At 66.8% G+C, this 14,361-nt stretch carries 10 protein-coding genes; all 10 read left to right on the plus strand.

Going from position 1 to position 14,361, the window contains the following annotated elements; all coding sequences use genetic code 11:
- Position 1: 1 nt before the first annotated feature.
- The 10 genes from ACYR7D_RS06855 to fadD32 all read left to right on the plus strand — a co-directional run bounded on the left by ACYR7D_RS06855 (position 2) and on the right by fadD32 (position 14,293).
- On the plus strand, positions 2–928 hold the full coding sequence (locus ACYR7D_RS06855) for a decaprenyl-phosphate phosphoribosyltransferase (RefSeq protein WP_459548782.1): 927 nt from the start codon (positions 2–4) through the stop codon (positions 926–928).
- Positions 906–2,867 carry a flagellar motor control protein ZomB gene (gene zomB, locus ACYR7D_RS06860; RefSeq protein ID WP_459548783.1) on the plus strand — a complete coding sequence of 654 codons (1,962 nt, stop codon included), beginning with the start codon at positions 906–908 and terminating at the stop codon, positions 2,865–2,867. Before ACYR7D_RS06855 ends, zomB begins: the two co-directional genes overlap by 23 nt.
- 144 nt (positions 2,868–3,011) lie before the next feature.
- Positions 3,012–4,094 (plus strand): alpha/beta hydrolase, encoded by a 1,083-nt coding sequence (locus ACYR7D_RS06865; RefSeq protein WP_459548784.1) that lies wholly within the window; start codon positions 3,012–3,014, stop codon positions 4,092–4,094.
- 433 nt (positions 4,095–4,527) lie between these two features.
- Positions 4,528–5,577: an alpha/beta hydrolase gene (locus ACYR7D_RS06870; RefSeq protein ID WP_459548785.1), complete on the plus strand. Its 1,050-nt coding sequence runs from the start codon at positions 4,528–4,530 to the stop codon at positions 5,575–5,577.
- Between the two features lie 436 nt (positions 5,578–6,013).
- A complete protein-coding gene (locus ACYR7D_RS06875) occupies positions 6,014–7,036 on the plus strand; it encodes an alpha/beta hydrolase (protein WP_459548786.1) in 1,023 nt (340 codons plus the stop codon).
- 240 nt (positions 7,037–7,276) lie between these two features.
- Positions 7,277–9,073, plus strand: coding sequence for an alpha/beta hydrolase-fold protein (locus tag ACYR7D_RS06880; RefSeq protein ID WP_459550057.1), 1,797 nt, complete (start codon positions 7,277–7,279; stop codon positions 9,071–9,073).
- A gap of 388 nt (positions 9,074–9,461) precedes the next feature.
- Positions 9,462–10,010 (plus strand): DUF732 domain-containing protein, encoded by a 549-nt coding sequence (locus ACYR7D_RS06885; protein WP_459548787.1) that lies wholly within the window; start codon positions 9,462–9,464, stop codon positions 10,008–10,010.
- Between the two features lie 9 nt (positions 10,011–10,019).
- Entirely contained in the window at positions 10,020–11,012 is a 993-nt protein-coding gene (locus ACYR7D_RS06890; protein WP_459548788.1) for a cutinase family protein, read from the plus strand.
- A 163-nt stretch (positions 11,013–11,175) separates the two neighbouring features.
- Complete coding sequence (locus tag ACYR7D_RS06895) at positions 11,176–12,195, plus strand: LLM class F420-dependent oxidoreductase (RefSeq protein WP_459548789.1); 1,020 nt, start codon at positions 11,176–11,178, stop codon at positions 12,193–12,195.
- A 187-nt stretch (positions 12,196–12,382) separates the two neighbouring features.
- A complete protein-coding gene (gene fadD32 / locus ACYR7D_RS06900) occupies positions 12,383–14,293 on the plus strand; it encodes a long-chain-fatty-acid--AMP ligase FadD32 (protein WP_459548790.1) in 1,911 nt (636 codons plus the stop codon).
- The last annotated feature ends 68 nt before the right edge of the window (positions 14,294–14,361 follow it).

Below are 14,361 nucleotides of genomic sequence, written 5' to 3' on the forward strand. Positions count from 1 at the left end.
TATGAGTGAAGAGCCCACCGGCGCTGATCTGGCCGAAGCCGAGGTGAAAGGGCCTCCCAAAACGCTGGTCGGTGGCCTGGTCAAGGCAGTCCGTCCGCGGCAGTGGGTGAAGAACGTTCTCGTGCTCGCGGCCCCCATGGCCGCGGGTTCGGTGACCGATCTCGATGTGCTCAGTAGCGTCGGTATCGCCTTCGTGGTGTTCTGTATGGCGGCCTCGGGGATCTACCTGGTCAACGACGCGATGGATGTGGAAGCGGACCGCGCCCATCCGACCAAGCGTTTCCGCCCCATCGCCGCCGGTGTGGTGCCGGTGAATCTGGCCTTCGCCCTGGCGGCGGCGCTGCTGATCGGCTCGCTGGCGCTGTCGTTCGTGGCGGCCTGGCAGCTGGCCGCGACGATGGCGGTGTACATCGGTGTACAGCTGGCGTACTGCTTCGGGCTCAAGCACCAGGTGGTCCTGGACATCTGCATCGTCTCCTCGGGCTTCCTGCTCCGCGCGATCGCCGGTGGAGTGGCCGCGGGGATCCCGCTGTCCCAGTGGTTCCTGCTGATCATGGCGTTCGGTTCGCTGTTCATGGCGGCCGGGAAGCGGTACGCCGAAATGCAATTGGCCATGGCCACCGGAGCCAAAATTCGCAAATCCCTGGAGTACTACACCCCGACCTATCTACGATTCGCCTGGAGCCTGGCCGCCACCGCGGTCGTGGTCTTCTACGGACTGTGGGCATTCGAACAGGGCGCGGCCAAGGACACCGAGTGGTTCGCTCTTTCGATGGTCCCGTTCACCATCGCGATCCTGCGCTACGCCGTGGACGTCGACGGTGGGGAGGCGGGAGAACCGGAAGAGATCGCGTTCAAGGACCGCGTCCTGCAGTTGCTCGCCATAGCGTGGATCGGAGCGGTAGGTGTCGCTGTCTATCTCTTCTGACGAGATCGCGGTAGCGGAAACCGAATACACCGACGAGCGGGCTGCCTCCGGGCAGCCCCGCTCGTCGGTGCGTTCCGCCCGGATCTCGCGTGGGGTGTTCGCCGGTGGCATCGTCGTCACCGTCGCGTTGCTGGCGTTCGGTGGCTGGGAGCGGCGCTGGATCGCCGATGACGGGCTGATCGTGCTGCGCACCGTCCGCAACCTGCTGGCCGGCAACGGACCGGTCTTCAACGCGGGCGAACGGGTGGAAACCAACACCAGTACGGCGTGGACCTACATCGTCTGGTTCTTCAGCTGGCTCACCCAGGCCCGGCTGGAATACGTCGTCTTGGGTGTGGCGCTCACCCTGTCGCTGCTCGCGGTGACATTCGCCATGCTGGGCACCGGCAAGCTGTGGGGTCCGGCGTCGTCTTCGCTGCTGCTGCCCGCCGGGGCGCTCGCCTATATCGCGGTGCCGCCCGCCCGCGACTACGTGACCTCCGGACTGGAGAACTGCCTGGTCATCTGCTGGCTGGGGCTGCTGTGGCTGCTTCTCGTACGCTGGAGCAAGACACAACGTCCACGGGTGCGCGGGTTGCTCGGGCTGGCCTTCCTGGCCGGTCTGGCCCCGCTGATCCGGCCCGAGATGACGGTGGTCGGCGGGCTGGCCCTGCTACTGATCTTCCTGGCCCCGATGCCCGAATCCCGGCTGCGGCCGTGGCTGCTGCGCGGTTTCGTGGTGGCGGTCGCCGGGTTCGTACCACTGGTTTACCAGGTGTGGCGGATGGGCTACTACGGTCTGCCGTATCCGAACACCGCGGTGGCCAAGGACGCCGGTGGGGCCAAATGGGGCCAGGGCTTCACCTATCTCTGGGATCTGGCCGGGCCGTACCACCTGTATGTGCCGCTGGCCGTGCTGCTGGTCGCCGGCCTGGCGGCGGCGCGCGCTCACCGCCTCCACGCGGTGGTCGCGGACCGGGTGACGGATCCGGACGTGAGCCGGCTGCGGCGGGTGCGTGAACGGTTGCGTACGCCCGCCGCCGTGGTCGGCCTGGTGCTGGGTGCCGCGGTGATCCTCACCGTCTACGCCCTGCGGGTCGGTGGCGATTTCATGCACGGCCGGATGCTGCTGCCACAGCTGTTCCTGTTCCTGCTGCCGGTCGCGGTGATTCCGGTACGGCTGCCGGCGCGTGGTTTCGGCGCACTGGCGCGCCGGGAAGCGGTGACCTCCGCGCTCCCGATCGTGGCGCTCGTCGCCACTGTGGTGTGGGCCCTGCTGGCTTCCGGGACCACCGCCATCAAGACCGGAACGAAGATCAACGAGTCCGGGATCGTGGACGAGCGGATCTACTACGTCCTCAATACCGGTCACGACCATCCCATTCGCGCCGAGGACTATCTCGACTACGCGCGGATGCGGCCCATGGTGGAGGCCATCGAGAACTCCCCGAACGGCGGCCTGCTGCTGAACTCTCCGTCGTTCATGTTCTGGTACGTCGCCCCGCCGCCGCAGCCCATCCCGCCGGGTGGCGCCGGGCATACGGTCTACTTCCTCAATCTCGGGATGACCAGTATGAACGTCCCGTTGGATGTCCGGGTCATCGATCCGATGGGCCTGGCCTTCCCGCTGGCGGCGCATACCGACCGGCTCACCGACGGCCGTATCGGTCACGACAAGAGCCTGTACCCCGACTGGGTGATCGTGGAAACCGGCATGGTGGACCGCAAACCGTGGCTGCCCTGGTACATGGACGAGAAATGGGTCGCCCAGGCGCATGTCGCCATGTCGTGCCCGGACACCCACGCGCTCATGCTGTCCTATAAGGACCCGCTGACTTTCGAGCGGTTCGCGCACAATCTGCTGCACGCTCTCGATTTCGCCTCGTATCGCATCGATCGGGTGCCGAAATACGAGATCCAGCGCTGTGGACTGGTGGATCCCATACCGCCGGTGCGCTGAGCGGCCTGTCCGGGTAGTCGCCCGGCGCCCGGGCGTCACCACGCCGGGTTATTGTGCTGGCGTCCGGATCCGGAGAAATTCCGGATCCGGTGTGGGTAGTCGTAATTCGCGGCCGCTGGGTCGCACGACGGAGGGCGGGAAGTAATGCGAGGCGTTATCGGCCGGGGTACCGGGCATCGGCAGCCGCGGCTGCGCGGCTGGATGAAGCGGACGGCACTGCTGTCCATGGCTGTTCTGCTACCGGTCGGCGTCTCGGTCGCCGGGCCGGATGCTCCGGCGTCGGCGGCGTTCGACCCCCGTGGCATCGATTTCTGGGTCGATTCGGAAATGGGCCCGATCAAGTCCCGCGTCTTCCGTGCCGCCGACGGCAACACCGCCCGGGTCGTGTACGCGCTGGACGGTATGCGCGCTCGCGACGACCTGAACGGCTGGGAGATCGATACCGATGTCGCCCGGGAACTGACCACATGGAATATCAACGTGGTCATGCCGGTCGGTGGGCGGTCGAGCTTCTACCGGGATTGGAACGCCCCCAGCAATTTCTTCGGGCTGGGCAGTTCCGGGAGCTCGGGAGAGCTCACCGGATCGGCGGCTGATTCGGGTTCGGGGCTGGCTTCGGGTTCGGGAGCCGGGCCCGGGCGGTCGACCACGTACAAATGGGAAACGTTCCTCACCCGTGATCTGCGCTGGGCGCTGCGGGACCGGCTCGGTTTCAACCCGAACGGCAACGGTGTGTTCGGATTGTCCATGGGTGGCAGCGCCGCGCTGGCCCTGGCCGCGTATCACCCCGATCAGTTCCGCTACGCCGCCTCCTACTCCGGGTATCTGAACGTTTCCGCGCCCGGTATGCGGGAGGCGCTGCGGGTGGCCATGCTGGACGCCGGTGGTTTCAACATCGACGCCATGGCCGCGCCGTGGAGCCCCCAGTGGTTGCGGATGGATCCGTTCGTCTTCGCGCCCCTGCTGCGCGCCCACAACACCCGGCTGTGGGTTTCGGCCGGTAGCGGGCTTCCCGAGGCCGCCGACGGCCTGGACGGGACCACCTTCAACGCCATGGCTCTCGAGGCGCTCGCGCTGGCCAATACCCGGGCATTCCAGGTGCGGATGGCGAGCCTGGGCGCGAACAATGTCACCTACGACTTCCCCGCGGTCGGCGTCCACAACTGGCGCTACTGGGCCACCGAGGTCTATCGCATGATCCCCGACCTCTCCGCCAATATCGGCTGAGACAGCCGGAACCTTCCCTGTCCACCCCGGCCCGGTCCACCTCTGTGGCCGGGCCGCAGGCAGGACGATCCGGCCCGGCCCACCTGACAAAGCACCTGGTCCCGGCACCGAAGCCCGGGCACGCTCACCCCACTCGTCGCACCCGCCCCGCCGTAGGGCGGGCAACCGAGCAATCACGCTTTGCGGGAACGTAGCCGGGAAACGGCCGCCGGGGCGCTCGGCAACGAATTCGCACCACTGGCCCTGGGATCACTGTGACCTGACGCACTATCTGGCAACATGAACTCGCGGGTGCCCGATGGATGTAGCAGGAAGGGGTATGGAGATAACGGCTCCCGTTGCGAGCGGGTGCTGTGGTCTATGTATCCGATATGGGGCCGGTAACGTAGCTCGTGGTTTGCTGTCCGGCTGCCCAGGCGAAAGGTCTAGTCGAATGCGAAGTGAGCGAAGGCCCGGATCGGTGCGACCCCTCGGGTGGGTCCGGCATGCGGCGGCGGGGCTTGCGGTCGCGCTGCTGGCCTCCCTTGCGGTGGCATTGTCCGATGCGGGCGCCCCGGTGCGGGCGGCGCCCAACCCAGCGGGATTCGATTTCGTGGTCGACTCGCCGGAGATGGGCCCGATACGGTCCCGGATCTTCCGTGCGAAGGACGGCAACACCAACCGGGTGGTCTACGCGCTGGACGGTATGCGTGCCCCCGAGACGCACAGCGGCTGGGAGTTCGACACCAATGTCGCGGATGCGCTGACCAGCTGGAACATCAACGTCGTCATGCCTGTCGGTGGAATGTCCAGTTTCTATGCCGACTGGAATGCGCCGAGTTCGTTCTTCGGCCTGCCGCCCACCGGGTCGTCCTCCGGCTCGGGTGCGCTCAACGTCATCTCCGAGGGGCCCGGCAAGAGCTACCGGTACGCCTGGGAAACGTTCATCACCCAGCATCTGCGCTGGGCGCTGCACGAGCGGCTCGGATTCAACCCGTATCGCAACGGCGTATTCGGCCTGTCCATGGGCGGCAGCGGGGCCCTCACCATGGCCGCCTATCATCCCGACCAGTTCAGTTTCGCGGGTTCCTACTCCGGTTACCTGAACATCTCCGCACCGGGTATGCGGGAGGCGCTACGGGCCGCGATGATCGACGCCGGTGGCTACAACGTGGATTCCATGGCGCCGCCGTGGGGGCCGCAGTGGCTGCGGATGGACCCGTTCGTCTTCGCGCCGCGGCTCCGTGACAACAACACCCGGCTGTGGATATCCGCCGGTAGCGCACTGCCCGCCCCGGTCGACGGCTTCAGCGGCAACACCGTCACCGGTATGGCGCTCGAAGCCCTGGCCCTGGTGAATACCCGGGCGTTCCAGGTGCGGATGATGTCGCTGGGCGCGAACAATGTCACTTACTCGTTCCCGGAGGTAGGTATTCACGCCTGGACCTACTGGGAAGCCGAAGTGCACCGGATGCTTCCGGATTTGTCGGCGAATATCGGATAACGGTGGTTCGCGGGGCCCGGATCGCCCCGCGCAACCGCAGCGGTGTGCCCACCCGGCCGAAGCGGCCGGGTGGGCACACCGCTGTCGACAGGAATTCGTTCCGGATGGGTATTCCGTTACGCAACGGCCGGTGGGAGATCACTTTCACTAACGGGGGAATATCCCGGCCCGCCGAGACATCAACGCGCCGGCAAGGTATCGTCACGGGGCGATCACAGCGTTCTCGCGGCGGATTTCGGCCATCCGATCACCACGGCCTTGCCTAGGCTCGATGAGGTCGAATAAGGTCCAGCGAGCACATCTGTGACCAGATCGTTGTAGCGCTGTCGGCCGAAGGTTGGTCGGGACCGGGTCGCCGGCGCCGCCGAGGAGAAACGGGGTGTTGTCCGCGCAGCGGTAGCGAACAACACACAACAGCAGAAAGAGAGCGGAATTCATGCGTTTCGGCAGGGCAGCCGGCCCGAAGAGAAGTGCCGGGCGGTCTCGGGCACCTCGCGGTTGGCGTAACCGGATTCTGGCTGTCGGCGCGGCAGTGCTCGCGCTACCGGTCGCTGCGGGTATCGCGGCCCCGACCGCCGCTGTGGCCTCGCCCACCGGGCCGGTGAAGCGTGGCGCCTACGAGGAACTGATGGTTCCCTCCAGCATGGGCCCCATCAAGGTCCAGGTGCAGTGGGCGGCGCGCGGTGGTAACGCCGGGCTCTATCTGCTCGACGGTCTGCGCGCGCGCGAGGACCGCAACGCCTGGTCGTTCGAGACCAACGCGATGCAGCAGTTCGCCAACGACAACATCTCGCTGATCATGCCGGTCGGCGGCCAGTCCAGCTTCTACACCGACTGGTACTCCCCCAGCAACACCAACGGGCAGAAGTTCACCTACAAGTGGGAGACCTTCCTCACCCAGGAACTGCCCGCCTTCCTCGAGGGCCACGGTGTCTCGCGTACCAACAACGCGATCGCCGGGCTGTCCATGGGTGGCAGCGCTGCCCTGGCCCTGGCCGCCTACCACCGCGACCAGTTCAAATCGGCCGCCTCCTACTCCGGCTACCTGAACATCTCCGCGCCGGGTATGCGCGAAGCCATCCGGATCGCCATGCTGGACGCGGGTAAGTTCAACGTCGACTCCATGGCCGCGCCGTGGAGCCCGCAGTGGCTGCGGATGGACCCGTTCGTGTTCGCTCCGCAGCTGCGTGGCCTGCCGATGTACATTTCGGCCGCCAGCGGCCTGCCGGGCCCGCACGACAACCCGAACTCCGCGATCGGCCTGTTCAACACCTCCAACGCCATGGCGCTGGAAGCGCTTTCGCTGGTGAACACCCGGGCCTTCCAGGCGCGGTTGCGCACCCTGGGCATCCCTGCCCACTTCGACTTCCCGAACGTGGGCACCCACTCGTGGAAGTACTGGGAGAGCCAGCTCTTCGCCTCGCGCAAGATGTTCCTGGACTCCACCGGCGGCTGGTGATCGACGGCACGCCGATCGGTTGCCGCTGAGCCGATAGTCATCGCGAACGGCGCCATCTGCTTCTCATCGAAGCAGGTGGCGCCGTTTGCTTTTCCGGACCCGCTGGTGAACAAGTGGTTTGCTGCCCCGCGCGTCCTCCCGGGCATCCCATCCTCCCAGCGGTACAAACAATGTGTGGCAGGGAACACATACGCAAGTGGCCGGAGAACCGGCAGGTTCCGTAGCCGTGCCCGGCGAAGGCTGGCGGTGTTGACGGCCGCTCTGATATTGCCGTTCGCCGCTGCCCAGATCTCGGCGCCGGCCCAGCCCGCCACTACCGCCGCGGCTTCCGCCGTGATCCGCAATGTGGTCTGGCACTCCGATCGCCATGTCGCGGTGTGGGTCGACTCACCCGCCATGGGTACACCGATTCAGGTGCGGCTGCTGCTGGCCCGGGACTGGAACGCTCAGCCCGACGCGAAGTTTCCCGTCCTCTACATGCTGGACGGTTTACGAGCTCCCGACGACGAGAGCGGCTGGATCAAAGAAGCCGGCGCTGTGGATTTCTTTGCCGACAAGAATGTCATCACGGTGTTGCCGGTCGGCGGCCAATCGAGTTTCTACTCCGATTGGCTCGAACCCGATAACGGTAAGAACTACAAATGGGAGACCTTTCTCACCAAGGAACTGCCCCCGCTGCTGGAGAGCCAGTGGCGTGCCACCTCGACCCGCGGTATCGCCGGATTGTCCATGGGCGGTACGGCGGCAATGTTCCTGGCCGCGCGTAATCCGGAGTTCGTGAAGTACGCCGCCTCGTATTCGGGCTTTCTCACCACTACGAGCACGGGTATGCCACAAGCCATCCGACTCGCCATGGCGGACGCAGGCGGCTTCGATTCGGGCGCCATGTGGGGCCCGCCCGGTAGCCCACAGTGGGAGGAACACGATCCGCTGTTACTCGCCGAACGCCTGAAAGGTAAATCCCTCTATATATCCAGCGGAACGGGGGCTTCCGGCAAACACGACGAGGGCACCGAAATACCCGGGGTGAGCACGAATATGTTCGGGATGGGCCTCGAGACGCTGGCGCTGGTGACCGCGCAGAACTTCGTGAGCAAACTCGACGAACTCGGTATTCCGGCCACAGTGCACTACCGGGCGTCGGGCACGCACACGTGGCCCTATTGGGACTTCGAGATGCGCCAGTCCTGGGCCCAGGCCGCCGAGGCGCTCGGTGTACCCGCCGCGAAACCCGAATGCCGGGTGGGCGGGGAGATCGGCGCGGCCGCCGGAGCGAACGGCTGGCTCGGGGACTGCCTCACCGGCGAATACGAAATTCCCGGCGGGCTGGCCCAGGATTTCCGGCACGGACGTGTGCTGTACTCCCCGGAGAGCGGTGCGCACCCGGTCGCCGGGCGGATCGGCGGAGGCTATCAGGCCGCGGCCGGCCCGAGCAGCGGATTGGGGCTGCCGGTCGGGGGTGAACTGGTCCTACCGGATGGACGTGGGCGCTTTCAGCCGTTCCGGCACGGGTCGATCTACTGGACCCCGGAAACCGGAGCGCAGCTGGTGCGCGGGGCGATCCTGGACGAATGGGGTCGTCAGGGGTACGAGGGCGGACCGGCGGGTTATCCGGTGGGCCCGGAGGTGCGGACCCCGAACCGGGACGGCGCGGTCCAAGCTTTCGAAGGTGGGCCGTTCTACTTCGGTCCTGCCACGGGGGCGCACCGGGTCGGGGGCATGATCCTGGGCAAATACGCGGAGCTCGGCTTCGAGAACAGCCTCCTCGGTTTCCCGGTGGCCGCCGAACTTCCGCTGCGAGACCTCGGACGATTCAGCCGCTTCGAGGGCGGCAGCATCTACTGGAGTCCCCTTTCCGGTGCCTGGGCGGTGCGTGACGGGCCCATTATGGATGCCTGGCGGGATGCCGGTTACGAGAACGGATCTCTCGGTTTTCCGCTCAGCGACGAATTCGCGGTGCCGGGCGGGGTGCAGCAGAATTTCCAGCACGGCTACATCACTGTCCGGGACAATCGAGCCGAGGTGCACGGCGTGTAGGTGGCCGGCGGCCGTGAGATCGCTCATGAGCGGCCGGGCGGTGCCGTCGTGAAGGTGGACGAGCAGCGGAAACGATCTTCCCGCGACCTGCGGCAGGGGAAGAAGCCCCGGTCAACCGCCCTGGATGGCTGCTTTGCGCCGCAGGGTGGGTTACGCGGGCGATCCGGGCCCGGCATACCGGACGATCATGCTCCGGAGGGAAAGCGGAGGAGCGGGGTATGGGGGAATCGGCGACGGCCGGGGGTCTGGTATTACCCTCGGTGGTCGCGGGCCGGGCGAACCAGCCCGGCCGGGACACAACCCGATGGCCAACCCAGCGGTTCGGCGGCCCCGATTCGAGCGGCCGGGAACCCGCGCGCACCGCGCGCCGGAGCACAGGATGGAATATATGTATCGGACCCGAGGCACGTTGCTCGGAGTGGCGGCGGCGGTTGCGGCCGCCGGTCTCCTCGCCGGCTGCGGCGACGACGAATCGACCGCGACCAGCACCCCCACGCTGTCGACTCCGGCCGCGGTGTCGTCCACCAGTCCGGCAGCGGCCCCCGCACCCGAGGGCGATGCTCCGGCGCCGGCCCCCGAGGCCGAGGGCGAGGCACCGGCCCCCGAGGAAGCACCGGCGCCCGAGGCCCCGGCCGAGGAGCCGGAGCGTCCCGCTCCGGTTCCGCCGCAGGAAACCGATACCACCGCGCTCAGTGACAAGGAGCAGACGTTCCTGGACGAACTGGGCAAACAGGGCGTCACACCCTCCAGCCCGGATATCGCGCTGAGCATCGGCAACTACGTCTGCCAGGGTGTCGCGGCCGGTACCCCGGATGCGGGCATGATCACCTTCGTGAACGCGATGGCGGGTTCGGACCCGTCGTTCGACCCGGCGAAGATGCCGGTCGAACAGGCGGGGCAGATCTACCTGAACACCGCCAAATCGTCCTACTGCTAGCGATCGACGGTGAGTAGGGGACCTACCGGCTCCCGCCGGGTCAAACCGGCGGGCTGCCTGAAATTACTGGTGGCGGCGATCTTCGGCGTCGTCCTCGTGGTGCTGCTCTGGTATCTGCTGGCCGGTTGCCTGCGGGAGCCGGAAGGTCCGCCGGGGCCCGAACCGGGGCCGGAGCCGCCCCGCAGCCAGCCCGCGAGCTGCCCGGATGTGCAGATGATCTCGGTGCCGGGAACCTGGGAGTCCAGCAGCACCGACGATCCCTACAACCCGACGGCCAATCCGGCTTCGCTCATGCTGAACGTGAGCAACCCTGTTCGGGAGCAGTTTCCGGACGCGCGGGTGGATGTCTACACCGTCCCCTACGTCGCGCAGTTCTCCAATCCGATAGCGATCCCGCCGGACGGCCAGGTGTCCTACAACGTCAGCCGTAGCGAAGGCCTGCGGCGGACCTACGATTTCCTGGCCGAGCGTCATGAGGGATGCCCGCTCACCACCTATGTCCTGGCCGGGTTCTCGCAGGGCGCGGTGATCGCCGGGGATATCGCCGAGCAGATCGGCAAGGGCAACGGCCCGGTGCCCGCCGATCGGGTACTCGGGGTCGCGCTGATCGCCGACGGCCGGCGCTCCGGCGAGACCGGGCCCGGTCAGCCGATCCAGGTCGGCACCCCGCCCCCCGGTATCGGCGCGGAGGTGGCGCTGGGTGGGCTGAACGTCCCGGGGATCACCATGACCGGCCCGCGGGAAAACGGTTTCGGGGAGATCGCCGACCGGGTGTACACGATCTGTGCCCCCGGCGACCTGATCTGCGACGCTCCGCGCAACGCCCTGAGCCCGGCCAATATCCTCGGCAGTCTCGGTACCCTCGTCCAAGCCGTGGGCAACCCGGTGCACAGCCTGTATCACGGGTACGTGGTCGATTCCGCGGGAACCACCGCCACCCAGTGGGCGGCGAACTGGGCGATCGGCCTGGTCGACAGTGCGCCGGAGCCACCGCATTCGTGACCGGCCCGGTGTGGCCGGGTCGGGGCGGTCTTGTGACAAATCACCGCACTCAGCGTATTCGCGAGGGCACGGCAGGCTGTAAAGTGCGCTGGTGATCGCGCCTCCCGGGCCCTGTCGCCCGACAGGGGCGCGCAATGACTTCCGATATCAGGAGCATGAGTTCATGACAGAAGCCGCCGCACCGGTGGATGAGTTGAGCGCGCTGGGCACGCCGCTGCGCAAGTTCCGCTTCGCCGCCGCCGGTGAAGGGAACAAGCAGGAGGGTGGCGCCCGCAAGTTCATCCAGACGGCGCAGCAGGCCGAGGAATACGGCTACGACACCTTCGTGGTGCCGGACCATCTCGGTGACCAGATCGGTCCGATCGCCGCCCTCGGTGCCCTGACCCAGGCCACCGAGAAGATTCGGCTCGGTACCTCGGTGCTGGCCAACGGATTCCGGCACCCGGTGGTGCTGGCCAAGGATCTGGCCACCATCGATGTGCTGTCGCGGGGCCGGCTCGAGGTCGGTATCGGCGCCGGCTGGAAATCCGACGAATTCGAGGCGGCCGGGATCGACTACGACCGGCCCGGTGTGCGCCTGGCCAAGCTCGACGAAACGCTCACCATCCTCGATGTGCTGCTGCGCGGGCAGGAGTGCACGTTCGAGGGCAAGTACTACCAGGTGCACGGTGTCAAGGGGACCCCACGGCCCCGGCAGGGTCCGCGGCCGCCGCTGTGTACCGGCGGCGGTGGGCCGAGGATGCTGAAGCTGGCGGCCAAACACGCCGACATCATCTCGATCGTGCCGGTCACCACCCCCAACGGTAAGGGCCTGCTCTCCGGGATCACCCTCGAGAAGACGCTCGAGAAGGTGAACCTGATCCGGGAGGCCGCCGGGGACCGGTTCGAACAGATCGAGCTGAACTGGGCGATCACCGCCATCGTCATCACCGACGACCGGGAGAAGACCGCGGAGATGGCGCTGTCGGCCATCGACCGTGGACTGCACCCCGACCTCGAAGTGGACGTGAAACTCTCCGTCGAGGAGATCCTGAATTCGCCGTACGTGGCGATCGGCACGTTCGAGGAGATCGCCGATCAGATGCGGCAGGTACGCCGGCTCACCGGTATGTCCTACGTCGGAATCTTCCCCACGCAGATGGACGCCTTCGCGCCGGTGATCCCCTTGCTCCGGGAGGAGTGAGAAGCTCGTCTCTGTAACATGTCTCTGGTTTGAGAACATCTAGCCTATAGCGGTCACCGCGCAGACCGCACCCCAAAACCCGCAGGGTCGATTCCCGAATGGAGAGCACCCGCGGCGAAAGCGAGTCGGGGCCACACAGTAATAACGGATATCGTGCCGTTGCCGCGTGCGCCTCGGAGGAGAAGGAATGGACGAGACTTTCGACGACTACCTGGACGAGAACGGGAACATCACGATTCCCGATGATCGCACCCTGGTCGACCACGTCGAGATGCACACCCGTAACGACGCGAACACTCTCGCGTACCGCTACATCGACTATTCGCGCGAGCTCGATGGTGAGGTACACGAGCTGACGTGGCAGCAATTCGGGGTCCGGCTGCGCGCGGTGGCCGCCCGACTCCAGCAGGTCACCCAACCCGGTGACCGCGTAGCGGTGCTCGCGCCGCAGGGCCTCGACTATGTGATCTCGTTCTTCGCCGCCATCTACGCGGGCACCATCGCGGTGCCGCTGTTCGATCCCGACGAGCCCGGTCACACCGATCGCCTGCACGCCGTGCTCGGCGACTGCAAGCCCTCGGCCATCCTCACCGCCACCTCGTCGGCGGCCGGGGTGCGTCAGTTCTTCCGTGGGCTGCCCGCGGCGCAGCGGCCGCGCATCATCGCCGTGGACGCCATTCCCGACAGTGTCGGCGAGAGCTGGGTACGCCCGGATATCGCGGTGGACGATATCGCCTACCTGCAGTACACCTCCGGATCCACGCGGACACCCGCCGGTGTGGAGATCACCCACCGCGGTGTCGGCACCAATCTGCTGCAGATGGTCGACGCCATCAACCTCGACTGGAACTCCCGCGGTGTCACCTGGCTGCCGCTGTTCCACGATATGGGCCTGTTGACGGTGATCCTGCCCGCGGTGGGCGGCAAGTTCATCACCATCATGTCGCCTGCTTCGTTCGTACGCCGCCCGTACCGGTGGATCAAGGAGCTGGCCGCCGCCTCCGACGGTGCCGGTACTTTCGCCGCTGCCCCGAACTTCGCGTTCGAGCACGCCGCGGTGCGCGGGTTGCCGAAGAACGGTGAATCGCTGGACCTGTCCAATGTCATCGGCCTGATCAACGGCAGCGAGCCGGTGACCACCTCGTCGATGAAGAAGTTCAACGAGGCCTTCGCGCCCTACGGCCTGCCGAAGACGGCCATCAAGCCGTGCTACGGCATGGCGGAGGCGACCCTGTTCGTCTCGGCGACGAAATCGGAGGACGAGGCCAAGGTCACCTATGTCGACCGCAAGGAGCTCAACGCCGGGCGGATGGTGCGGGTCGATCCGGGTGCCGAGAACGCGGTCGCCCAGGTGAGCTGTGGTTATGTGGCCCGCTCGCAGTGGGCGGTGATCGTGGATCCCGAATCGATCGACGGTGCGCCGCGGGAACAGCCCGATGGGCACGTCGGCGAGATCTGGCTGCACGGCAACAATATGGGCATCGGTTACTGGGGCCGTGAGGAAGAGACCCGGGCGACCTTCCGCAACAAGATCGTCGAACGGCTCCCGGAGGGCAGCCACGCCGAGGGTGCCGCCGCGGACGCCAACTGGATGCGCACCGGCGATTACGGTGTGTACTTCGACGGCGAGCTCTACATCACCGGCCGGGTGAAGGACCTGGTGATCGTGGACGGCCGCAACCACTACCCGCAGGATCTCGAGTTCTCGGCGCAGGAGGCCAGCAACGCGCTGCGTCCCGGATTCGTCGCGGCGTTCTCGGTGCCCGCCAACCAGTTGCCGGCCGAGGTGTTCGCCCAGGGCAGCCATTCGGGTCTGAAGTTCGACGCCGACGACGCCTCCGAGCAGCTGGTCGTGGTGGCCGAGCGCGGCCCGGGTGCCGGTAAGGCCGATCCGCTCCCCATCGCCGACGCGGTGCGGGCCGCGATCTCGCAGCGTCATGGTGTGACGGTGCGGGATCTGCTGCTGGTACCCGCGGGGTCCATCCCGCGCACCTCCAGTGGCAAAATCGCACGCCGCGCGTGCAAGGCCGCCTATATCGAGGGCACCCTGCGCGGCGGTTACACCCAGCAGGCGTTCCCGGACGCCCCCCAGGAGTAGACCGGCCACCAGCCGGTTCACGAGCCCGATCGGGGATACGGGAAGATAGGCGGCTGAGCACAGCGCCG

The organism is Nocardia sp. X0981 (assembly GCF_977089955.1).

Bases quoted from the DNA above. Each gene is read 5' to 3' on its own strand.
- ACYR7D_RS06870 (WP_459548785.1), top strand. From the start codon at position 4,528: ATGCGAAGTGAGCGAAGGCCCGGATCGGTGCGACCCCTCGGGTGGGTC.
- fadD32 (WP_459548790.1), top strand. From the start codon at position 12,383: ATGGACGAGACTTTCGACGACTACCTGGACGAGAACGGGAACATCACG.
- ACYR7D_RS06895 (WP_459548789.1), top strand. From the start codon at position 11,176: ATGACAGAAGCCGCCGCACCGGTGGATGAGTTGAGCGCGCTGGGCACG.
- ACYR7D_RS06885 (WP_459548787.1), top strand. From the start codon at position 9,462: ATGTATCGGACCCGAGGCACGTTGCTCGGAGTGGCGGCGGCGGTTGCG.
- ACYR7D_RS06875 (WP_459548786.1), top strand. From the start codon at position 6,014: ATGCGTTTCGGCAGGGCAGCCGGCCCGAAGAGAAGTGCCGGGCGGTCT.
- ACYR7D_RS06855 (WP_459548782.1), top strand. From the start codon at position 2: ATGAGTGAAGAGCCCACCGGCGCTGATCTGGCCGAAGCCGAGGTGAAA.
- ACYR7D_RS06865 (WP_459548784.1), top strand. From the start codon at position 3,012: ATGCGAGGCGTTATCGGCCGGGGTACCGGGCATCGGCAGCCGCGGCTG.